Below are 20,912 nucleotides of genomic sequence, written 5' to 3'. Positions count from 1 at the left end.
TACTCACTCCTCGTACTCAGGGGCGTACGACAGCTCCAGGGAGACGGGCTCGGTCTGCTGGTCGGAGGCGGTCACGTGGGTGGTGTGGCGGGTGAGGCGCAGGCCCATCGCGGCGAGTTCGCCCGGCTCGTGGAGGGCGCAGAGCAGGGCCGCCGCCGCCGGGAGGGTGAGGGGGGTGGTGGGGCTGTGGCCGAGGACGGCGGCGGTGTCGGGGGCGGTGAGGGCGGCCCGTTGGGCGTGGTCGAGGACCTTGCCGGGGTCGTCGACGACGAGTTCCTCGACCTGGATGCGCCGGGTGCGGACGCGGAGGTCCAGGGGGCGCCGGGGGAGCTGCCTCGGCGGGGCGAGGGCGGGGGCGGGGGCGACGGAGGGGCGAGGGTCCGGGTGGGTCAAGTTCGGGCGGTTCATGAGGCGGGCTCCAGAGTGCGGGCGTACGGGACCGTCGAGTTCGGGGCGGGGGCGGGGCCGGGGAGGCAGGGGCCGGGGAGGCCCGGCCAGGCCCGGGGGCGCTCGGGGGCGAGGAAGGAGGCGGCGGGCGAGGAGGGCGCCGGTCGTTCAACTGCGGTCCCGTGGAAAGGTGGTGATGGCGCGGCGGGCGAGGAGGTGGCTGATCCGGGGTGCGCGGGCGTGTGGTCGATCGAGGATCGAGGTGGCCAAAAAGTGCTCCGCGAGGAGTGCGAGAGGCGGTGACAACGCTCCGCCGCGTTGTGGTCGGTGGGGACAGACATACTCACCATGGGAGCGGCGCGCGATCGTCGCAAGGTGCGCTGTGTGCACTGCGCGCAGGCTGCGTGAACTGTCGGATGTCGGGCCGGAGCGGAAGGACGAGCGGTGGCACGTGAAAGGTCGGGCCGGACAGCACAGCACCTGGTCCTGGTGGCGCGGCTGCGGCACCTGCGGGAAGGGGCGGGCCTGTCCGTGCCCCAGGCCGCCAAGCTGCTCGGCTGGCACCCGTCGACGCTGCGGAGGCTGGAGCAGGCGCAGACATCCCTGGACGTGGGGCAGGTGTCCGCGCTGCTCGACCGGTACGGGGCGGGCGCGTCCGAGACCGACGACATCATGGGCCGGCTCAACGCGGCCAACATGCCCGGCTGGTGGCATCCGTGGCGCGATGCGATGGACCCCTGGCTCATGGACCTGATGAGCGTGGAGTCCGCCGCCAGCATCGTGCGCACCTGGGATCCGGCGCTCGTACCGCTGCTGCTGCGGACCCCGGCGTACGCCATGGCCGTGGACGCCGCCCTGCGGCCCGGGCTGGACCCCGCGGTCCGGCGGCGGCGCGCGGATCTGCTGGTGATGCGTCAGCGGCGGCTGCGTGAGCAGCAGGCGCGGGTGTGGGCGGTGCTGCCGGTCACCGCGCTGCGCTGCCGGGTCGGCGACGGCGAGGTGATGCGTGAACAGCTCGCCGCGCTCCAGGAGGCCGCGGAGCGGCGGGATGTGATGGTGCAGCTCCATGCCGAGGACGCACCGCCCCACCCGCTGACCGGGGTTCCGGCACTGAGTCAGTACCGCGTGGAGATCCGGGAGATCGCGGATCACGTGGTGCGCGAGGGCGGGCTGCCGGGAACGGCGGAGGTGTGGGACAGCGGTCCGCCCGTACAGGAATACCAAGCGATGCTGGACGTGTCGTGTGTGATGGCGATGCGTCCGGACCGAACGAGGGAGGTTCTGCAGGATGAGTACGACCGGGAACGGGGCTGAACTGCCCGCGCAGATCGACACGAGCGTCGCGCACTCCGCGCGCGTGTGGAACTACTGGCTCGGCGGGAAGGACAACTTCCCGGCGGACCGGGCCGCGGGCGACGCCTACCGGGAGAAGTACCCGCTGATCGAGACGTTCGCGAAGGAGTCGCGTGACTTCCTGCGCCGTACGGTGACCTACCTCGCCCGGGACGCCGGGATCAGGCAGTTCCTGGACGTCGGCGCGGGCCTGCCGACGGCGAACAACACGCACGAGGTCGCGCAGCGGATAGCCCCGGACGCGAAGATCGTCTACGTCGACCACGACCCGCTGGTGCTGCTGCACGTCCACGCGCTGCTGACCAGCAGCGCCGAGGGCGCGACCGCGTACGTGGAGGCGGACATGCGGGACACGGAGGCGGTTCTGGAGGGCGCGGCGAAGACCCTGGACCTGAACGAGCCCGTCGCCCTCGTCATCTCCGACGTGCTCGGGCACATCGTGGACTGGGACGACGCGCTGTCGCTGGTACGGCGGCTGGTGGCGCGGCTGCCCTCGGGCAGCTATCTGTCCCTGTCCCACTCCACCGCCTCGGACGAGGCCCACCGGGTGGTCCAGGACGAGTACAACAGCAGCGGGGCGATCCCGTACATCTTCCGTGAGCCGGAGACCACCATCGCGTTCTTCGACGGGCTGGAGATGGTGGAGCCGGGGATGGTGTCCTGGCCGAACTGGCGGCCCGACGCGAACACCGGCACCACCACCGGCCGGGCCGGGTGGGGAGCCGTCGCCCGCATTCCCTGACCGTGCCCGTCATCGCCGCGCCGCGCACCCGGACCGCAGGTGCGCGGCGCGCGTTCGTACGCCGAGGGGGCGCGGTATGAGCACCACACACCCGACCGGACCCGACGCCGCGGGCCCGGGGGACTCCCGTACGGTCCGGGAGGCGATGGCTGACCGGCTGCTGCGGGCCGCGACGCGGTCCGGTGCGCAGCTGGTCAGCGAGGCCGCCGTGCTCGTCCAGGGGGCGGCGGTGCTGGCCGACCCGATCGCCGGGGCCGTCTACAGCACGCCCGCCACCGCGGCGGCCGACGGCGTCCACGCCGCGGCCCATCCGCAGGACCACCCGCACCATGTGCAGCGCCCGGCGGCCGGAGCCGTCCTCGTCCTGCATCCGGCGCCCACCATGAACGCCGAACACGTCGGGCTCGTCGCCACCACCACCGCGGCCCTCCTGGAGGTGCGCGGGCAGCGCGCCGCCGAGCTGCGCGCCGAGCAGATGCGGCTGCACAGCACGCTGCTCCGGCTGCTTCTGGCCGGGCACACCACCTCCGTCACCGACACCGTGCGGGCCGGCGGACTCACGCATGTCACGCTCTACCGGCTCACCGGCCCCGACATCCCCACCGCCCACCAGGTCCTCTGGCGGGCCGTCCGCCCGTCCCTGGCCGGACACGGCGGCGCCTGCGCCCTGATCGGCGAGGTGGACGGCGAGCTCCTGGTCGCCGAGCTCCACCACGGCAGCGACGACGGGCGGGTCCTGCGCCTGGTCTCCCGGGTGAGCGAACGCCACAACCTCCTGGCGGGCCTGGCCGGGCCGCTGCCCCTGGCCGAGACGCCCACCGCCCACGCCGACGCGGCGGCGGCCCGGCACAGCGCCACCCCCGCCCACCGCATCGTCCCCGCCGACGCCGTCGGCACCCCTCAGCTGGCCCGCCTGCTCCCCCCTGGCCCGTACACCGCGTGGGCACGATCCGTGCTGAGCCCGTTGACCCCGGACCAACGCCACCTGCTCCTGGTCCGGCTCCGCACCGGCAGCGCCCCCCGCGCCGCCACCGCGCTCGGGCTCTCGCCCGGCACCGTCCGCACCCGGCTCCGCGGCGTGGCCGCCCTGCTGGGCGCGGACCTCGACGACATCACCGTGCAGGCGCATCTGTTGCTGGCGCTCCGCGCGCCCACGCGGGGCGACGGCCAGGGGGAGGGCGAGGGCCGTCCGGAGAGCGACCGCCCGGCCCGGCCGGAGACGCTGCCCGGCGGGATCCTGGACACCGAAGCGGCCCGCACCTGGGCCGTCGGCCTGGTCGGGGGGCTCGAACCCCACCTGCGGATCGCGCTCGCCTGCTGGCTGCGCCACCACGCCAGAACCGCCCCCGCCGCGACCGAACTGCACGTCCACCGCACCACTTTGACGACCTGGCTCACCCGGTGCGCCGAGCGCCTCGGGCAGAACCTCACCGATGCCGCCGTCCGGGCCGAACTGCACCTGGCCCTGGAAGCCACCGCGAAGGACGGGGACGACCCGCGGGCTCTGCCCCGGCGGGGCGGCCGCACCTATCGCCGCCTGTGAGCACCGGCGCGGTGCGGGAGTGGCCGAAAACTCCACCTTGACCCGCTCATGACATAGCTCCATCCTGTGCCCGTCGCACAGCTCCACCCCCCACCCCGACGGACTCAGGAGACTGCCAGCATGCGACTCGCCAACACACGGAAATCCCGCTCGGCGAAGGCCAGAACGAAGACCGGCGCGACCAGGACGAAGGCCAGGCGGAACGCCACCCTCGCCGTCCTGCTCGCCCTCGGCCTCGCCGCCCCGGCGTCCGCCGTGGCCACCGCCGAGCCCGCCGCCCGGAAGACGGTCGTCGCGACGGCCGAGCGGCCGGTCCAGTACGAGATCACCGGGCGCACCACCCCGGCCGTCCGCACCGAGATCCTCCGCGCGGGCGTCACCATCGACGAGGTCCACGACCACGGCATCGTGATCAGCGCCAGCACCGCCCAGGCCAAGCAGCTCCGGGCCAAAGGCCACCTCCTGGAGGCGCTGCCCGCACCGGACGCCCATGCCCACGGCGAGGAAGGCGTCGGCGCGCTCGACTTCCCGCCGGCCGACTCCCGCTACCACAACTACGCCGAGATGACGGCGGCCATCGACGCCCGAATCGCCGCCAACCCCTCGATCATGAGCAAGCGCGTCATCGGCAAGACCTACCAGGGCCGCGACATCGTCGCGATCAAGATCAGCGACAACGTGGCCACCGACGAGGCCGAGCCCGAGGTCCTGTTCACCGCCCACCAGCACGCCCGCGAGCACCTGACCGTCGAGATGTCGCTCTACCTGCTCCGCGAGTTCGCGGCGGGGTACGGGAGCGACTCCCGGATCACCCAGGCGGTCAACGGCCGCGAGCTGTGGATCATCCCGGACATGAACCCGGACGGCGGCGAGTACGACATCGCCTCCGGCTCGTACCGCAGCTGGCGCAAGAACCGGCAGCCCAACTCCGGCTCCACCGCCGTGGGCACCGACCTCAACCGCAACTGGGCCTTCAAGTGGGGCTGCTGCGGCGGCTCCTCCTCCAGCCCGTCCTCGGACACCTACCGGGGCCGGGCCGCCGAGTCCGCGCCCGAGACGAAGGTCGTGGCGGACTTCGTACGCAGCCGGGTGCTCGGCGGGAAGCAGCAGATCACGGCGGCCATCGACTTCCACACGTACAGCGAGCTGGTGCTCTGGCCGTTCGGCTACACGTACAACGACACGGCCCCCGGCATGACGGCCGACGACCGCAACGCGTTCGCGGCGGTGGGCCAGAAGATGGCGGCGAGCAACGGGTACACGGCCGAGCAGTCCAGTGACCTCTACATCACGGACGGCTCGATCGACGACTGGCTGTGGGGCTCGCAGAAGATCTTCGGCTACACCTTCGAGATGTTCCCGCGCTCGGCCTCGGGCGGCGGCTTCTACCCGCCCGACGAGGTCATCGAGCGTGAGACCTCCCGCAACCGGGACGCGGTGCTCCAACTGATCGAGAACGCGGACTGCATGTACCGGTCGATCGGCAAGGAGGCGCAGTACTGCTAGTGACGAGGATGCTCGTCACGGCCTGAACCTGCTCCGGTGCGGAACCCCGCTCGGGCCCGCACCGGAGTTTCAGGCCACGTCGTGCACGCTGTGTTCGCCGAGATCCGGGGCGTGCCGGGCGACCGTACGGTAGTCGAGGTCGTCATGGAGAACCGTCAGGCCGTGATGGGCCGCCGTGGCGGCGATGACGAGATCCACGGCGGAAGCGCTCCGGTGCTGCCCGGCGCGTGCCATGCGGTGCTGGACCGAGGTGATCCAGCGCCCGGCGCTCTTCGGTACGGAGACGTCCGGGTAGAGGTCGGTGAACATCTCGACGATCTCGTCGTACTCGCGTGCGTCGCGGGCGCCGTACAGGAACTCCGCTCGCTGCGGATAGCAGGAGGCGACCGTTCCGGCCTCGATCGCATCGGACCACGCCGACTGCAGGGTGGTGTCGGAGAGCAGCCGTACGAGGCCCGAGGTGTCGAGCAGGTAGATCACTGACCGTCCTTCTCCGCCCGGTGCCGCCGCTCGGCGTCCTCGACCGCGCCCCAGTTGCGTGCACGCTCGAAGTGGCGGCTGATCCGCGCCCCGCGCTCCTGCTGCTCGGCGTAGAAGCGGAGGGCGAGGTTGACGGTCTCCCTCTTCGTCCGGGCCTTGGAGAGAGCCATCGCCCGCTCCAGAGCTTCATCGTCTATGTCGATCTGGGTCACCGACATGTCCGGCCGCCCTTCGTGTGGGTCATGTACAAAGAATTGTATGCCACCAACATTCCTCGCGCGAGCTGAACCAGCGCTCGGCGACGGCCTTGCCGACCGCCCCGGCCTCGGGGGAATCGTGTGTCGTCCGCGTTCCTGACCCGGGGCGGCTTCCGGCCTTAGGGTGCCGCTATGTGCGGAATCGTGGGTTATGTCGGTGGTCAGTCGGCGCAGGACGTCGTCGTCGCGGGACTCAAGCGCCTCGAATACCGGGGCTACGACTCGGCGGGTGTCGCCGTGCTCGCGGACGGCGGGCTCGCCGCCGCGAAGAAGGCGGGCAAGCTCGTCAATCTGGAGAAGGAGCTGGGGGCCCGGCCGCTGCCGGCCGGGCGGACCGGGATCGGGCATACGCGGTGGGCCACGCACGGGGCGCCCAACGACGTGAACGCCCACCCCCACCTGGACAACGCGGGCCGGGTCGCCGTCGTCCACAACGGGATCATCGAGAACTTCGCGGCCCTGCGGCGCGAGCTGACCGGGCGCGGGCACGCCCTGGGGTCGGAGACGGACACCGAGGTCGTCGCGCATCTGCTGGCCGAGGCGTTCTCGGCGGGCGGGGACCTTGCGGACGCCATGCGGCAGGTGTGCCGGCGGCTGGAGGGGGCCTTCACCCTGGTCGCCGTCCACGCGGACCAGCCGGAAGTGGTGGTCGGCGCCCGGCGCAACTCGCCGCTCGTGGTGGGGGTCGGGCAGGACGAGTGGTTCCTGGCCTCCGATGTCGCCGCCTTCATCGCGCACACCCGGTCCGCCATCGAGCTCGGCCAGGACCAGGTCGTCGAGCTGAGCCGCGAGGGCGTCACCGTCACCGGGTTCGACGGGGACCTCGCCGAGGTGCGCGAGTACCACGTCGACTGGGACGCCTCCGCCGCCGAGAAGGGCGGCTACGCCTCCTTCATGCTCAAGGAGATCGCCGACCAGCCCCAGGCCGTCGCCGACACCCTCCTCGGCCGGATCGACGGCGAGGGGTCACTGAGCCTCGACGAGGTGCGCATCCCCGACGCCGAACTCCGCGAGGTCGACAAGGTCGTCATCGTCGCCTGCGGGACCGCCTTCCACGCCGGGATGATCGCCAAGTACGCCATCGAGCACTGGACCCGGCTGCCCTGCGAGACCGAGCTGGCCAGCGAGTTCCGCTACCGCGACCCGATCCTCGACCAGCGCACCCTCGTCGTCGCCATCTCCCAGTCCGGCGAGACCATGGACACCCTGATGGCGCTCCGGCACGCCCGCGAGCAGGGCGCGAAGGTGCTCGCCATCTGCAACACCAACGGCTCGACGATTCCCCGTGAGTCCGACGCCGTCCTCTACACCCATGCCGGGCCCGAGGTCGCCGTCGCCTCCACCAAGGCCTTCCTCACCCAGCTCGTCGCCTGCTATCTCGTCGCCCTGTACCTGGGCCAGTTGCGGGGCACCAAGTGGGGCGACGAGATCCGTACGGTGGTGCGCCAGCTCTCCGCGATCTCCGGCGAGGTCGAACGCGTACTGGAGACCATGGAGCCCGTCCGCGCGCTGGCCCGCTCCCTCGCCCACCACGACACCGTCCTCTTCCTCGGGCGCCACGTCGGCTACCCGGTCGCCCTCGAAGGCGCGCTCAAGCTCAAGGAACTCGCCTACATGCACGCGGAGGGGTTCGCGGCCGGGGAGCTGAAGCACGGGCCCATCGCGCTCATCGAGGAGGGCCTTCCCGTCGTCGTCATCGTGCCCTCGCCGCGCGGGCGTTCCGTCCTCCACGACAAGATCGTCTCCAACATCCAGGAGATCCGGGCCCGGGGCGCGCGCACCATCGTCGTCGCCGAGGAGGGGGACGAGGCCGTCGTCCCGTACGCCGACCACCTCATCACCGTCCCCGCAACGCCTACGCTGCTTCAGCCGCTGGTCGCCACGGTGCCGCTCCAGGTCTTCGCCTGCGAGCTGGCGACGGCCCGTGGCAACGAAGTGGACCAGCCGCGCAATCTGGCGAAGTCCGTGACCGTGGAGTGAGCCGGGGCGCGCGCCCCGGGTGATGAACCGATGGGGATGGCGAGGGTGGGTTCGTGATCATTGGGGTCGGGATCGATGTGGCCGAGATCGAGCGGTTCGGCGCCGCGCTGGAGCGTACGCCCCAGTTGGCCGACCGGCTCTTCGTCGAGAGTGAGCTGACGCTGCCGAGCGGCGAGCGACGCGGCATCGCCTCGCTCGCCGCCCGGTTCGCCGCGAAGGAGGCCCTGGCCAAGGCCCTCGGCGCACCGGGCGGGCTGCTCTGGAGCGACGCGGAGGTCTGGGTCGAGGAGAGCGGGCAGCCCCGGCTGCGGGTGAGCGGCACGGTGGCCGCCCGCGCGGCCGAACTGGGCGTGCGCGGCTGGCACGTCTCGCTCAGCCATGACGCGGGGGTGGCGTCGGCGGTCGTGATCGCGGAGGGGTGAACCGCTTCCGGTCGTGAGTGATCGCGGAGGGGTGAGGGCCGCACAGCGCGTGGGCCTGCGGGGGTGGCGTCAGCCGTCGTGATCGCGGAGGGTGGGCCGTATGCGACGTGCCTACAGCGTGGAGACCGTACGGGCCGCCGAGGCCGCCCTCATGAAGCGGGTGCCCGAAGGCGCCCTGATGCAGCGCGCCGCCGCCGGCCTCGCCGCCGCCTGCGGGGATCTGCTGCGGCGCACCGGCCGGGTGTACGGGTCCCGGGTCCTGCTCCTGGTCGGCAGCGGCGACAACGGGGGCGACGCCCTGTACGCGGGCGCACGCCTCGCCCGGCGGGGCGCCGGAGTGCGCGCCCTCCTCGTCTCGCCCGACCGGGCGCACGCCGGCGGCCTCGCCGCGTTCCTGGCCGCCGGGGGGCAGGTCGCCGACGGGCCGGACGGGCTGGGGAGCCTCGACCTCGTCGTGGACGGCATCACCGGGATCGGCGGGATCGGCGGCCTGCGCGAGGACGCCGTAGCCCTGCTGCGGGCGGTGACCCGGAAGCACGGTCGTACCCCCGTCATCGCCGTTGACCTGCCCAGCGGGGTCGAGGCCGACAGTGGTGAGGTGCACGGGGAGGCCGTCCGCGCCGACGCGACCGTCACCTTCGGCACGTACAAGCCGGGCCACCTGATCGACCCGGCCGCCGAACACGCGGGCGCCCTGCGGCTGGTGGACATCGGGCTCGGTCCTGAGCTGCCGGAGCCGCCGGATCTGGAGGCGCTCCAGTACGCGGACGTGGCGGCGCTGCTGCCGGTCCCGGGGGCCGAGAGCGACAAGTACAGCCGGGGCGTCGTCGGCGTCGTCGCCGGGTCCGAGCGCTACCCGGGCGCGGCGGTCCTCGCGGTCTCGGGCGCCCTGCACGGCGGGGCCGGGGCCGTCCGGTACGTCGGGCCCGGCGCGGACGCGGTCATCGCCCGCTTCCCGGAGACGCTGGTGCACGCCGGGCCGCCGTCGAAGGCCGGACGCGTGCAGGCCTGGGTGATCGGGCCGGGGCTCGGGGACGGGCGGTGGGCGGAGGAGGCCGTCGCCGACGTGCTCGGCGCCGACGTCCCCGTACTGGTCGACGCGGACGGGCTGCGGCTGCTGGAACCCGAGACCGTACGCACCCGGACCGCCGCCACCGTCCTGACCCCGCACGCCGGGGAGGCCGCCGCCCTGCTCGGCGTGGCGCGCGAGGAGGTGGAGGCCGGGCGGCTCGCCGCCGTACGGGAGCTGGCCGCCCGCTACCGCGCCACCGTCCTCCTCAAGGGCTCCACGACCCTGGTCGCGGAGGCCCGCGACACCCCCGTACGGGTCAACCCGACCGGGACCGGCTGGCTCGCCACGGCGGGCAGCGGCGATGTGCTCTCCGGGCTGACCGGGTCGCTGCTCGCGGCCGGACTCGCCCCGCGCGACGCCGCGTCCGTCGGCGCCTACCTGCACGGACTCGCCGCCCGGCACGGCTCCGACGGCGCCCCGGTCTCCGCCCAGGACGTCGCGCACGGCATCCCGGCGGCCTGGCGCGACGTGCGGGCGGGGTGAGGCGCGGCGAAGGTGGAAGCCCCGAAGGCCCCCGAGGCCCCGGCGAAAGGGCGGTTCAGGCCATGGACGACCTCGTACGCGTACGCAGGGTCTACGACCCGCCCGAGGACGGCGACGGCACCCGCGTCCTCGTCGACCGGCTCTGGCCGCGCGGCGTCTCCAAGGAGCGCGCCGCGATCGACGTGTGGCTGAAGGACATCACCCCGTCGGACGAGCTGCGCTCCTGGTACCACCAGGACCGCTCCGGCGCCCGCCACGACACCTTCGTCGACCGCTACCGCACCGAACTGGACGACCCGGCCCACACCGAGGCCGTCGACCGGCTGGCGGGAATCGTGCGCGCGGGCGGTCCCGTCACGCTGATCACCGCCGTGAAGGACGTCGCCGACAGCCATGTGCCCGTCCTGGTCGACCACCTCCAGCATGTGATGAAACGTACATAGGTGTGGATACCGGCGTGCACTGCCGGGGAGGTGGCGGGCGCCTCTGAGAGACTGGGCGCGATGAACGAGACAGCGTCCCTGAGAGCCCGTGCCGAGATCGACCTCGCCGCGCTGCGCGCCAATGTGCGCGCCCTGCGCGAGCGGGCGTCCGGTGCACAGCTCATGGCCGTGGTGAAGTCCGACGGGTACGGGCACGGCGCCGTGCCCTGCGCCCGGGCCGCCCGCGAGGCCGGGGCCACCTGGCTCGGCACCGCGACCCCGCACGAGGCGCTCGCCCTGCGGGCCGCCGGGCTCGACGGCCGGATCATGTGCTGGCTCTGGACGCCGGGCGGGCCCTGGCGCGAGGCCATCGAGGCCGACATCGACGTGTCGGTCAGCGCGCTGTGGGCGCTGCGAGAGGTCGTCGCGGCCGCCACCTCCGCCGACCGCCCGGCCCGCGTCCAGCTCAAGGCCGACACCGGCCTCGGCCGTAACGGCTGCCAGCCCGCCGACTGGCCCGAACTCGTCGCCGAGGCCCGCGCCGCCGAGCGGACCGGCACCATCCGGATCACCGGCCTCTGGTCCCACTTCGCCTGCGCCGACGAGCCCGGCCACCCGGCCAACGCCGCCCAGCTCGCCGCCTTCCGGGACATGGTCGCGTACGCCGAGAAGGAGGGCGTCGACCCCGAGGTGCGCCATCTGGCCAACTCCCCGGCCACGCTGACCCTCCCCGAGGCCCACTTCGACCTCGTACGGACCGGCATCGCGATGTACGGCGTCTCGCCCGCCCCCGAGCTGGGCACCCCCGCCGAGCTGGGGCTCCGCCCGGTGATGACGCTCGCCGCCGCCGTCGCCCTGGTCAAGGACGTCCCGGCCGGGCACGGCGTCAGCTACGGCCACCACTACGCCACCCCCGCCGAGACCACGCTCGGCCTCATCCCCGTCGGGTACGCGGACGGCATCCCGCGCCACGCGTCGGGGCGCGGACCCGTCCTGGTCGGCGGCACGGTCCGTACGGCGGCGGGCCGCGTCGCCATGGACCAGTTCGTCGTCGACCTCGGCGGCGACCGGCCCGAAGCGGGCGCGGAGGCCGTGCTGTTCGGACCGGGCGACCGGGGCGAGCCGAGCGTCGAGGACTGGGCGTTGGCCGCCGACACGATCGGGTACGAGATCGTCACCCGGATCGGCAGCCGGGTACCGAGGGTGTACGTGAACGGGACGGCAGAACCGAGCGGGGGCACGGGACCGTGAGCGAGAGCAGCGTGGGGGCGGCGGCGGGAGAGGTCATGGCGGTGGCCGCCGCGACGGCACCCGGATGGCGCCGGGCGGGCGTCGCCGGGGCCGCGATAGGAGTGCTCGCCGCCGGTGCGGCGGCCGGGGTCGCCGTGGAGCGGCTCACCGTCGGGCGCGGGATGCGCAAGAAGGCCCGCCTCGCGCTGGACGCGACCGGGCCCTACGGCTCGCTGCGCGGGACGCCGGGCCGGGCCGTCGCCGACGACGGGACCGAGCTGTACTACGAGGTCGACGAGGTCGAGCCCGCGCAGCCGGAAGACGGGACCGGCTCCGAAGGCAACCGCCGCCGCCGGCTCTTCGGGCGCAAGGCACCCGCCCCCGTCACCGTCGTCTTCAGCCACGGCTACTGCCTCGGCCAGGACTCCTGGCACTTCCAGCGCGCCGCCCTGCGCGGCCTCGTCCGCGCCGTCTACTGGGACCAGCGCAGCCACGGCCGCTCCGAGCGCGGGCGCGCCCAGGCGGACGGCGTGGCCGTCGGCATCGACCAGCTGGGCCGCGACCTCAAGGCCGTCATCGACGCGGCGGCCCCCGAGGGTCGGATCGTGCTCGTCGGCCACTCCATGGGCGGCATGACGATGATGGCGCTGGCCGACCAGTACCCGGCCCTGATCCGCGACCGGGTCGCCGCCGTGGCGTTCGTCGGCACCTCCAGCGGCAAGCTCGGCGAGGTCAACTTCGGGCTGCCGGTGGCGGGCGTACGCGCGGTGCGCCGGGTGCTGCCGGGGGTGCTGCGGGCGCTGGGGACGCAGGCGGAGCTGGTGGAGAAGGGGCGGCGGGCCACCGCCGACCTCTTCGCCGGGCTGATCAAGCGGTACTCGTTCAGCTCGCGGGACGTGGACCCGGCGGTCGCCCGGTTCGCGGAGCGGCTGATCGAGTCGACCCCGATCGACGTGGTCGCCGAGTTCTACCCGGCCTTCACCGAGCACGACAAGAGCGGCGCGCTGCCCGCCTTCCGGGACGTGCCCGTGCTGATCCTGGCCGGCGAGAAGGACCTGGTCACCCCCAGCTCGCACAGCGAGGCCATCGCGGACGTCCTGCCGGAGGCCGAGCTGATCCTGGTGCCGGACGCCGGGCACCTGGTGATGCTGGAGCACCCCGAGACGGTCACCGACCGGCTGGCCGACCTGCTGGTACGCGGCGGGGCGGTGGCTGCCGCTAACGTTGGCGAGCATGGAAGCACCGCACAGCAGCCCGGCCGCTGAGACCGTTCCGGGCGCCCCCACGGACCTCCCCGAGGCCGTCACCGTGACCGTCACCGTCGAGTCGCCCGAGCAGATGCAGGACCTCGGCCGCCGCCTCGCCCGCGTCCTGGCCCCCGGCGACCTGGTCATGCTCACGGGCGAGCTGGGCGCCGGGAAGACGACGCTCACCCGGGGACTCGGCGAGGGCCTCGGCGTGCGCGGCGCGGTCACCTCGCCCACCTTCGTCATCGCCCGCGTCCACCCCTCCCTGGTGGAAGGGCCGGCCCTGGTCCACGTCGACGCGTACCGCCTGGGCGGCGGGCTCGACGAGATGGAGGACCTGGACCTCGATGTGTCGCTGCCGGAGTCGGTGGTGGTCGTGGAGTGGGGCGACGGCAAGGTGGAGGAGCTCTCCGAGGACCGGCTGCGCGTGCTCATCGACCGCGCGACCGGCGACACGGACGACGAGCGGCGCGAGGTGACCCTGGTGGGCATCGGGGACCGCTGGAAGGGGCTGCGCGAGGACCTGGTGCAGCCGGGGAGTGACGCGGAGGTCGCCTTCCCGACGGGCTGTCGGTAAATTGTTGCGCACGGGACCGTGGTCGTGGTCACATGGGTACGAGACCGGGTTAGGTCTACCTAACCACGACCTCCACCGGAGCCCCCAGGAGGCATCCATGCCGACGCCCGAGCGTGCGGAGCAGCCGCGGCAGCAGCCGACGCCGTCCGCCCTGTCCATGAAGGACCTGCTGGCCGCGAGCGCGGCGGCCACCGCGGTCTCCACCCCACCGAGCGATCCGGACGCGGCCGACGGGGGCGAGGACGGGGACGGGGAGAGCACGCCGGACCGGGCTGTCCGCCGCCGGGCCGCATAGGAACGCGCCGCGCCCCACGGGCTACGGGACGACGACCACCTTGGCGCCGACCGTCGCGAAGGTCCACATCGCGTTGCCGTCCGCCCGCTTCATCCGTACGCCGCCGGTCTTCGACTGCGGGTCCGGGGCCTGCATCGACCCGTCCTGCGCCGCGCTGAAGCCCACCGCGACCTCGCCGACGTTGGCGAAGCGCACCACGTGCTCGATCGGGATGCCGTCCGAGCCCTGGACCGTGCCCGAGCGCGAGGTGACCTGGTAGACGCCCGGCGGCGGGCTCACGGGGCTCGGCATCACCGTGAACGTACGGAGCGCCTTCCCGTTGCCGTCGACCAGCCACACCCGCCGGTCCTTCAGCGCGTAGACGACGCGCTCACCGGTGTCCGAGTCGGCCGGGACCGCGAGGGCGTCCTTCGTGGGCTTCGGCTTCGCGGTGGGCTGAGCGGGGGCGGAGGCCGAGGCCTTCGGGGTGGCCGAGGAGGAGGACGCCACCGAATCGGGAGCGTTCGCCGATGCCTGGTAGGCGAGGACGGCGACCGCGACGACCGCCGCCGCAGTGAGCCCGGCCACCATTCCCGAGCTTCCCCTTGACACCGTGAACTCCCCTTTCGGCGGCCGTCCGCCGCATGTCGTACAAACGTTGCCGTACAAGCGTTGTCGTACAAGCGTTTACGTCGTACCCGTGGATACCCGGTGACGGTAGCAGCAGCGGACGGGCAGGCCGGGACGCCGTACGGACGCCGTACCGCCGTCGGCGGAGCCGTAGGCTGTTTGCGTGCTCTTGCTCGCCATGGATACCGCCACGCCCGCCGTCACCGTCGCCCTGCACGACGGTGCGTCCGTCATCGCCTCCTCCGGCCAGGTCGACGCCCGCAGGCACGGTGAACTGCTGCTGCCCGCCGTCGACCGGGTCCTCGCCGAGGCCGGGGTGAAACTCGACGCCGTGACGGGCGTGGTCGTGGGCGTCGGCCCCGGCCCCTACACCGGGCTGCGGGTCGGCCTGGTCACCGCCGCCACCTTCGGCTCCGCTCTCGCCGTCCCGGTACACGGGATCTGCACGCTGGACGGACTGGCGTACGCCGCCGGGCAGGAAGGCGGCCTGGAAGGGCCCTTCGCCGTGGCGACGGACGCGCGCCGCAAGGAGGTGTACTGGGCGCGGTACGAGGACGCCCGCACCCGTACGGGTGACCCCGCCGTCGACCGGCCCGCCGACATCGCCGAGGCACTCGCCGGGCTCCCCGTGGTCGGCCAGGGCGCGGTGCTCTACCCGGAGGCCTTCCCGGACGCGCGCGGTCCCGAGCACGTGGCCGCCGGGGCGCTCGCCGGGCTCGCCGCCGAACGGCTCGCCGCCGGGCAGGAGCTGCTGGAGCCCCAGCCGCTCTATCTGCGCCGGCCCGACGCGCAGGTCCCGAAGAACTACAAGGTGGTCACCCCGAAGTGAGCGCCGCCACCGCCGCCGTACTGCGCGAGATGCGCTGGTGGGACATTGCCCCGGTGCTGGAGCTCGAACACGCGCTGTTCCCGGACGACGCCTGGTCGCCCGGCATGTTCTGGTCCGAGCTGGCGCACGCCCGCGGCCCCGGCGCCACCCGCCACTACGTCGTCGCCGAGGACCCGGCCACCGGCAGGATCACCGGCTACGCCGGGCTCGCCGCCCTCGGCGACCTCTCCGACGTCCAGACCATCGCGGTCAGCCGCGAGGCCTGGGGCACCGGCCTCGGCTCCGAACTCCTCGCCGACCTGCTGAAGGCCGCGACCGCCTTCGAGTGCGCCACCGTGCTCCTCGAAGTCCGGGTCGACAACCTGCGGGCGCAGAAGCTGTACGAGCGCTTCGGCTTCGAGCCGATCGGCTTCCGGCGCGGCTACTACCAGCCGGGGAACATCGACGCGCTCGTCATGCGCCTCACCATGCACGAACACGTAGCGGAAAACGCACAAGAGACCGGGACTGAATGATGGCTGCCGACGAACCCCTCGTACTCGGCATCGAGACCTCCTGCGACGAGACCGGCGTCGGCATCGTGCGCGGGACGACCCTGCTCGCGGACGCCGTCGCCTCCAGTGTCGACACCCACGCCCGCTTCGGCGGCGTCGTCCCGGAGATCGCCTCCCGCGCCCACCTGGAGGCGATGGTCCCCACCATCGAGCGCGCCCTCAAGGAGGCCGGGGTCAGCGCCCGCGACCTCGACGGGATCGCCGTCACCTCCGGCCCCGGGCTCGCGGGTGCGCTGCTGGTCGGCGTCTCGGCCGCGAAGGCGTACGCGTACGCCCTGGACAAGCCGCTCTACGGGGTCAACCACCTCGCCTCGCACATCTGCGTGGACCAGCTGGAGCACGGCCCGCTGCCCGAGCCGACCATGGCGCTCCTGGTCAGCGGCGGCCACTCCTCGCTCCTGCTGGCCCCCGACATCACCAGCGACGTCCGCCCCCTCGGTGCGACCATCGACGACGCGGCGGGCGAGGCGTTCGACAAGATCGCCCGGGTGCTGAACCTCGGCTTCCCCGGCGGCCCGGTCATCGACCGCTTCGCGAAGGAGGGCGACCCGAAGTCCATCGCCTTCCCGCGCGGTCTGACGGGCCCGCGCGACGCCCCGTACGACTTCTCCTTCTCCGGCCTGAAGACCTCGGTCGCCCGCTGGATCGAGGCGAAGCGCGCGGCGGGCGAGGAGGTGCCGGTACGGGATGTGGCGGCGTCCTTCCAGGAGGCCGTGGTGGACGTGCTCACGCGAAAGGCGGTGCGCGCCTGCAAGGACGAGGGCGTCGACCACCTGATGATCGGCGGCGGGGTGGCGGCCAACTCCCGGCTCCGCGCGCTGGCGCAGGAGCGGTGCGAGCGGGCCGGAATCCGGCTGCGGGTGCCGCGCCCGAAGCTCTGCACGGACAACGGCGCGATGGTCGCGGCGCTCGGCGCGGAGATGGTCGCCCGCAACCGGCGCCCCTCCGACCTGGAGCTGTCGGCGGACTCGTCGCTGCCGGTGACGGAGCCGCACGTACCGGGGAAGCACCAGCACGCGCACGATCACGACCACGTGCACGAGATCAGCAAGGACAACCTGTACTCATGAGCGCCGCGACCATCGTCCTGATGTGGGAGGCGCGCGCCGTGGAGGGCCGCGGCGGCGAGCTCCTGGAGTGGGCCCGCGCCCGGGCCGCCGAGCTGTCGCGCGAGCCGGCCCGCCGCGAACTGCTGCACGCCCCGCAGGACCGGGTGCTGGTCATGACGTGGTGGGAGGAGGCGTCGTACGCCGACGACCTCCCCGAACTCCCCGAGCCCGACGCCGCCCTGATCACCCGGCCGGTGCACCGGTGGCGGTTCGAGGCGGTGGGGTGAGCAGCCAGGTCATGGGGTTCCCCGGCTGATCAGCCCCTCCACGATCGCGTCCAGCTCGGCGGCGGTCTCGTAGTCGGCGGCGTACTCCCGCCAGTGCTCCTTCACCTCGGTGAGCCGGGGCAGCTCCAGCGCGTCCTTCTCCGTGATCATCTCCGGGAAGAACTCCCGGCGGGATGGCTGCTCCGCCCGGCGGGCCGCCGCCCTGCGGAAGACCAGGTCGCCGTAGACGTAACTCCAGATCGTCCGGTACGCCCGCACCGAGCGGGCGGGGGAGAGGCCGCAGGCCAGGGCGCAGTCGATGATCTCCTCGACCATCCACAGCGCGTTGCGGTCGGTCAGCTCGCCCAGCGCCAGGATGTCCAGCACCCAGGGGATGCGGCCGATGATGTCGTGCATGTGCACGGCCACCGCCACCAGCCGCTCGCGCGGGTCCTCCGGCAGCTCGGGGCGCGGGAAGGCGGCCGCGGTGCCGGAGAGGGTGAGCATCAGCAGCTCGTCCTTGTCCTGCACGTAGTGGTAGAGCGCCATCGGCGTGGAGCCCAGCTCCTTCGCCACCCGTCGCATGGACAGCGCGTCCACGCCCTCCTCCTCGACGATGCGGCGCGCGGTGGAGACCATCACGTCGGGGTCCAGCCTGCGGGGGCGGCCCACGGGTTTCTTCTTCTGCTCGGTCTTCCGGCTCTGCTTCTCGGTCTTCTCGCTGCCTGGCACCCGGGCATTCTCCCCTTTCGGGTCCTCCTGCGTACCGGCGGGTTTATTTTCTATACGTGTATGGTAATTCTCCGGTCGAGGGTGGCGAAGGGGAGGGCGCGGCATGGACGGCACGGTGGCAAGCGGGTCGGAGGCGGCGAGGGACGCCGGGGCGCGGCACGCGCGGTGGCTGCTGGTGGTGGCGCTCACCGTGCAGTTCCTCGTGTCGCTGGACATGTCCGTGGTGAACGTCGCCCTGCCCGACATCCGCAGCGACCTCGGCTTCGGCCGGGACGGGCTCCTCTGGGTCGTCAACGCGTACGCCCTCGCCTTCGGCGGGCTCCTCCTGCTCGGCGGCCGGCTCGCCGACCTGGCCGGGCCCCGCCGCGTCCTCACGGCGGGCCTGGTCCTCTTCGGCCTCGCCAGCCTGGCCGGCGGCCTCGCCTGGTCGCCCGGGTCGCTGGTCGCGGCGCGGGCCGTCCAGGGCGTCGGCGCCGCCGCCCTCGCCCCGGTGGCGTTCGCCCTGATCACCCTCGCCTTCCCGGCCGGGCCCGCCCGCTCCCGTGCCCTCGGGCTCTGGGGCATGGCGGGTGCGGCGGGCGGCGCGGTCGGGGTGCTGGCGGGCGGCGTGCTCACCGACGCGGCGGGCTGGCGGGCCGTGATGCTCGTCAACGTGCCGATCGTCGCCTTCGCCCTGGCCGCCGCCGCGCGCACCGGACCGGTCGGCGGGCAGCGGCGGACCGGCGCCCGGCTGGACCTCGCCGGGGCGCTCCTGGCCACGGCCGGGACGACGCTGCTGGTCCTCGGGCTCGTGCGGGCCTCGGACGACGGCTGGTCCTCGGCCGTCACACTGTCCACCCTCGGCGCGGCGGTGCTCCTGCTGACCGCCTTCGTCGCCGTCGAACTCCGTACGGCGTCGCCCCTGCTCCGCCCCGGACTGCTGCGCGGGCGGCCGGTGCTCACGGCCAACCTGTTCTGCCTGCTGCTGGCTTCCGCCCAGTTCGGCGCGTTCTACTTCGTCTCGCTCTACATGCAGCTGGTCCTCGGGTACGGGCCGACCGCCGCCGGATTCGCGTTCCTGCCGTTCTGCGTGGGCGTCGTCGCGGGCGCGATCCTGGCCACCCGCGCGGTCGCGGTGCTCGGCATCCGGCGGCTGATGACCGTGGGCGGCGCGCTGGCGGCGCTCGGGATGGGCTGGTTCGCGGCCACCGCCACGGTCGACGGCTCCTTCCTCGCCTCGATCCTCGGCCCGTCGCTGCTCTGCTCCCTCGGCATCGGCCTCTGCTTCGTCCCGCTCGGCACGGCCGCCACCACCGACGTGGTGCCCGGTGAGACGGGCATGGCCTCCGGGCTGCTCAACAGCTCCCGCCAGGTCGGCGGTTCGCTCGGCCTCGCGGTCCTGGTCACCGTCGCCGCCCGGGTCACGGGCGGCGGCACCGGGGCGAGGGACCTCTCCGCCGGGTACGCGGCCGCCTTCTGGGTCGCGGCCGGGCTCCTGGCGGCCGCGGCTCTGGCGGCGTACGTCCTGCTGCCGGGGGAGGGCCGGGCGGCGGGCGGTCCGGTGGCCGGCGGGCCGGTCGCGGCGGAGCATGAGGAGGACGCCGCCGGCCGATGAGTCCGGGCGCCCGGGGCGGTCTACCTTCCACGAGGCCCGCCCCGAACACGGGGCGGCCGGACGAGGAGACGACCATCATGCAGAAGATCACCCCCTGTCTCTGGTACGACGGCCAGGCGAAGGAGGCGGCCGAGCACTACATCGCGGTCTTCGGCGGCGACTCCCGCATCCTGGACATCAGCTACTACGGCGAAGAGGCCCCCGGCGAGACGGGCTCCGTCCTCACGGTCAGCTTCCGGCTCGCGGGCCAGGAGTACATGGGCCTCAACGGCGGACCGCAGTTCCCCTTCACCGAGGCGATCTCGCTCTCCGTGGACTGCGCCGACCAGGCCGAGGTCGACCGGCTCTGGACCGCGCTCTCCGAGGGCGGCGAGGAGGGGCAGTGCGGCTGGCTCAAGGACCGGTACGGCGTCTCCTGGCAGATCGTCCCGAACGAGCTGCCGAAGCTGCTGGCCGTCCCGGACCCGGCGAAGGCGGAGCGCACGATGAAGGCGATGCTCGGGATGCGGAAGCTGGACATCCGGGCGCTGCGGGACGCCTGAGCTGCCGGGCGCGCTCGTGGCCGCCTCGGCGGTCGGTAGTGTCTGGTCCATGTCATCCCGCCCCACCCTGCCCCCGCCCCCGCCGCCCGCGGAGATCCGGACCTGGCCGGACCGCGAGGCGATGCTCGCCGACCGGGCGTTCATCCTGGACGCGCTGGTCCGGATGCACCTGGGGCCGGCGCGGCTCGGCGTGCTGGTGATGTGGGCCGGGCTCGCCGCCTTCGGCTGGCTGCTGGTGGGGTCCGGACTCGTCATGTTCGAGCAGGCGTCGGCGGACTTCTTCAGCGGGATCGCCGGAATCGTGTCCCTCCTCCTCGGCGCGGGCGCGCTGATACCGGCGGTCGTCCTCGTCTCCTTCCACCTCGCCCGGGACCGGGAGGTCCGCGCGCTGCTCGTGGAGTGGGGTGCGCTGGACCGGGACCCGGAGCGCGACCGGGAGCTGCGGCTGCCCGGGATGAGCCTCGTCTGGCTGCTGCTGTCGTTCGTCCTGGCGGCGGGCGGGCTCGCGCTGTGTGTGATCGGCCCGGCGAGCGCCCGGCCCGGGGATGACACGTACGGCATGGTCGCCCTGATCATGGGCCTCGGCATGGTCGCCTGGCTCACCGGACTCATCGGCGCCGTCAAGGCGTTGGCGCACCGCCGCTGGGTGCTGCGCGTCCTGGCGGCGCCCGCCCCGCTCGACGTTCCTGCCCACCGCTGACACCGTACGTTCCGACCCAGGCCCAGGCCCGCCGCTGACAC

The 20,912-nt window shown here is 73.4% G+C and carries 24 protein-coding genes; 19 read left to right on the top strand and 5 right to left on the bottom strand.

All coding sequences use genetic code 11. The features are described 5' to 3' along the window. Positions 1-3 precede the first annotated feature (3 nt). Positions 4-408: a hypothetical protein gene (locus IF17_RS0102960; RefSeq protein WP_030561854.1), complete on the bottom strand. Its 405-nt coding sequence runs from the start codon at positions 406-408 to the stop codon at positions 4-6. Positions 409-831: 423 nt separating this feature from the next. Here IF17_RS0102960 and IF17_RS0102950 point away from each other — a divergent pair, with 423 nt between their 5' ends. The 4 genes from IF17_RS0102950 (at position 832) to IF17_RS0102935 (ending at position 5,531) form a co-directional block, all read left to right on the top strand. Beyond that, positions 832-1,701: a helix-turn-helix domain-containing protein gene (locus tag IF17_RS0102950; RefSeq protein ID WP_030561850.1), complete on the top strand. Its 870-nt coding sequence runs from the start codon at positions 832-834 to the stop codon at positions 1,699-1,701. Then, entirely contained in the window at positions 1,676-2,482 is an 807-nt protein-coding gene (locus IF17_RS0102945; RefSeq protein WP_030561848.1) for an SAM-dependent methyltransferase, read from the top strand. Before IF17_RS0102950 ends, IF17_RS0102945 begins: the two co-directional genes overlap by 26 nt. 76 nt (positions 2,483-2,558) lie before the next feature. Then, on the top strand, positions 2,559-4,025 hold the full coding sequence (locus tag IF17_RS0102940) for a helix-turn-helix domain-containing protein (RefSeq protein WP_030561846.1): 1,467 nt from the start codon (positions 2,559-2,561) through the stop codon (positions 4,023-4,025). 120 nt (positions 4,026-4,145) lie between these two features. Further along, entirely contained in the window at positions 4,146-5,531 is a 1,386-nt protein-coding gene (locus IF17_RS0102935; protein ID WP_030561844.1) for a M14 family metallopeptidase, read from the top strand. A 69-nt stretch (positions 5,532-5,600) separates the two neighbouring features. On the opposite strand, the gene IF17_RS0102930 is transcribed toward IF17_RS0102935, so the two are convergent. Continuing rightward, positions 5,601-6,011, bottom strand: coding sequence for a PIN domain-containing protein (locus IF17_RS0102930; RefSeq protein ID WP_030561842.1), 411 nt, complete (start codon positions 6,009-6,011; stop codon positions 5,601-5,603). Then, positions 6,008-6,229: a type II toxin-antitoxin system VapB family antitoxin gene (locus tag IF17_RS0102925; RefSeq protein ID WP_030561840.1), complete on the bottom strand. Its 222-nt coding sequence runs from the start codon at positions 6,227-6,229 to the stop codon at positions 6,008-6,010. The genes IF17_RS0102930 and IF17_RS0102925 overlap by 4 nt, the downstream gene beginning before the upstream one ends. A gap of 171 nt (positions 6,230-6,400) precedes the next feature. On the opposite strand from IF17_RS0102925, the gene glmS reads away from it, so the two are divergent. The 8 genes from glmS to IF17_RS0102885 all read left to right on the top strand — a co-directional run bounded on the left by glmS (position 6,401) and on the right by IF17_RS0102885 (position 13,996). Then, positions 6,401-8,248 carry a glutamine--fructose-6-phosphate transaminase (isomerizing) gene (gene glmS, locus IF17_RS0102920; RefSeq protein ID WP_030561838.1) on the top strand — a complete coding sequence of 616 codons (1,848 nt, stop codon included), beginning with the start codon at positions 6,401-6,403 and terminating at the stop codon, positions 8,246-8,248. Positions 8,249-8,301: 53 nt separating this feature from the next. Further along, positions 8,302-8,670, top strand: coding sequence for a holo-ACP synthase (locus tag IF17_RS0102915; RefSeq protein WP_030561836.1), 369 nt, complete (start codon positions 8,302-8,304; stop codon positions 8,668-8,670). 100 nt (positions 8,671-8,770) lie between these two features. Then, entirely contained in the window at positions 8,771-10,225 is a 1,455-nt protein-coding gene (locus tag IF17_RS0102910; protein WP_030561834.1) for an NAD(P)H-hydrate dehydratase, read from the top strand. A 62-nt stretch (positions 10,226-10,287) separates the two neighbouring features. Further along, the gene (locus tag IF17_RS0102905; protein ID WP_030561832.1) at positions 10,288-10,668 is read left to right on the top strand and encodes a DUF488 domain-containing protein; all 381 of its coding nucleotides are present in this window, start codon (positions 10,288-10,290) and stop codon (positions 10,666-10,668) included. Positions 10,669-10,728: 60 nt separating this feature from the next. Further along, positions 10,729-11,898, top strand: a complete 1,170-nt coding sequence (gene alr, locus IF17_RS0102900) for an alanine racemase (protein ID WP_030561830.1) — start codon at positions 10,729-10,731, stop codon at positions 11,896-11,898. Between the two features lie 35 nt (positions 11,899-11,933). After that, the gene (locus IF17_RS0102895; RefSeq protein WP_051883854.1) at positions 11,934-13,142 is read left to right on the top strand and encodes an alpha/beta fold hydrolase; all 1,209 of its coding nucleotides are present in this window, start codon (positions 11,934-11,936) and stop codon (positions 13,140-13,142) included. Then, positions 13,111-13,701, top strand: coding sequence for a tRNA (adenosine(37)-N6)-threonylcarbamoyltransferase complex ATPase subunit type 1 TsaE (gene tsaE, locus IF17_RS0102890; RefSeq protein ID WP_051883853.1), 591 nt, complete (start codon positions 13,111-13,113; stop codon positions 13,699-13,701). Before IF17_RS0102895 ends, tsaE begins: the two co-directional genes overlap by 32 nt. Positions 13,702-13,798: 97 nt before the next feature. Next, positions 13,799-13,996, top strand: a complete 198-nt coding sequence (locus IF17_RS0102885; RefSeq protein ID WP_030561824.1) for a hypothetical protein — start codon at positions 13,799-13,801, stop codon at positions 13,994-13,996. Positions 13,997-14,017: 21 nt separating this feature from the next. Here the strand turns inward: IF17_RS0102885 and IF17_RS0102880 are convergent, their stop codons facing one another. Further along, positions 14,018-14,566 (bottom strand): hypothetical protein, encoded by a 549-nt coding sequence (locus IF17_RS0102880; RefSeq protein WP_030561822.1) that lies wholly within the window; start codon positions 14,564-14,566, stop codon positions 14,018-14,020. Positions 14,567-14,783: 217 nt separating this feature from the next. On the opposite strand from IF17_RS0102880, the gene tsaB reads away from it, so the two are divergent. The 4 genes from tsaB to IF17_RS0102860 are packed head-to-tail and all read left to right on the top strand — an operon-like array spanning position 14,784 to position 17,324. Then, complete coding sequence (gene tsaB / locus IF17_RS0102875) at positions 14,784-15,434, top strand: tRNA (adenosine(37)-N6)-threonylcarbamoyltransferase complex dimerization subunit type 1 TsaB (RefSeq protein ID WP_030561820.1); 651 nt, start codon at positions 14,784-14,786, stop codon at positions 15,432-15,434. After that, positions 15,431-15,949 carry a ribosomal protein S18-alanine N-acetyltransferase gene (rimI, locus tag IF17_RS0102870; protein ID WP_030561818.1) on the top strand — a complete coding sequence of 173 codons (519 nt, stop codon included), beginning with the start codon at positions 15,431-15,433 and terminating at the stop codon, positions 15,947-15,949. The genes tsaB and rimI overlap by 4 nt, the downstream gene beginning before the upstream one ends. Further along, positions 15,949-17,058 carry a tRNA (adenosine(37)-N6)-threonylcarbamoyltransferase complex transferase subunit TsaD gene (gene tsaD, locus IF17_RS0102865; RefSeq protein ID WP_030561816.1) on the top strand — a complete coding sequence of 370 codons (1,110 nt, stop codon included), beginning with the start codon at positions 15,949-15,951 and terminating at the stop codon, positions 17,056-17,058. The genes rimI and tsaD overlap by 1 nt, the downstream gene beginning before the upstream one ends. Further along, positions 17,055-17,324, top strand: coding sequence for a hypothetical protein (locus tag IF17_RS0102860; RefSeq protein ID WP_030561814.1), 270 nt, complete (start codon positions 17,055-17,057; stop codon positions 17,322-17,324). Before tsaD ends, IF17_RS0102860 begins: the two co-directional genes overlap by 4 nt. A gap of 9 nt (positions 17,325-17,333) precedes the next feature. Here the strand turns inward: IF17_RS0102860 and IF17_RS0102855 are convergent, their stop codons facing one another. Continuing rightward, positions 17,334-18,035, bottom strand: coding sequence for a TetR/AcrR family transcriptional regulator (locus IF17_RS0102855; protein WP_030561812.1), 702 nt, complete (start codon positions 18,033-18,035; stop codon positions 17,334-17,336). A 103-nt stretch (positions 18,036-18,138) separates the two neighbouring features. On the opposite strand from IF17_RS0102855, the gene IF17_RS0102850 reads away from it, so the two are divergent. From IF17_RS0102850 to IF17_RS0102840, 3 genes are all read left to right on the top strand, one after another. Further along, positions 18,139-19,629: an MFS transporter gene (locus IF17_RS0102850; RefSeq protein WP_032771643.1), complete on the top strand. Its 1,491-nt coding sequence runs from the start codon at positions 18,139-18,141 to the stop codon at positions 19,627-19,629. 77 nt (positions 19,630-19,706) lie between these two features. Further along, positions 19,707-20,171, top strand: a complete 465-nt coding sequence (locus tag IF17_RS0102845; RefSeq protein ID WP_030561809.1) for a VOC family protein — start codon at positions 19,707-19,709, stop codon at positions 20,169-20,171. A gap of 49 nt (positions 20,172-20,220) precedes the next feature. After that, positions 20,221-20,871, top strand: a complete 651-nt coding sequence (locus IF17_RS0102840) for a hypothetical protein (RefSeq protein ID WP_030561807.1) — start codon at positions 20,221-20,223, stop codon at positions 20,869-20,871. Positions 20,872-20,912: the final 41 nt, after the last annotated feature.

Origin of the sequence: Streptomyces cyaneofuscatus (assembly GCF_000718135.1) — a bacterium.
In the GTDB taxonomy this organism is placed as follows: domain Bacteria; phylum Actinomycetota; class Actinomycetes; order Streptomycetales; family Streptomycetaceae; genus Streptomyces; species Streptomyces cyaneofuscatus.
The sequence above is the reverse complement of the archived record's forward strand: the minus strand, read 5'-3'. Positions and strand labels throughout refer to the sequence as shown.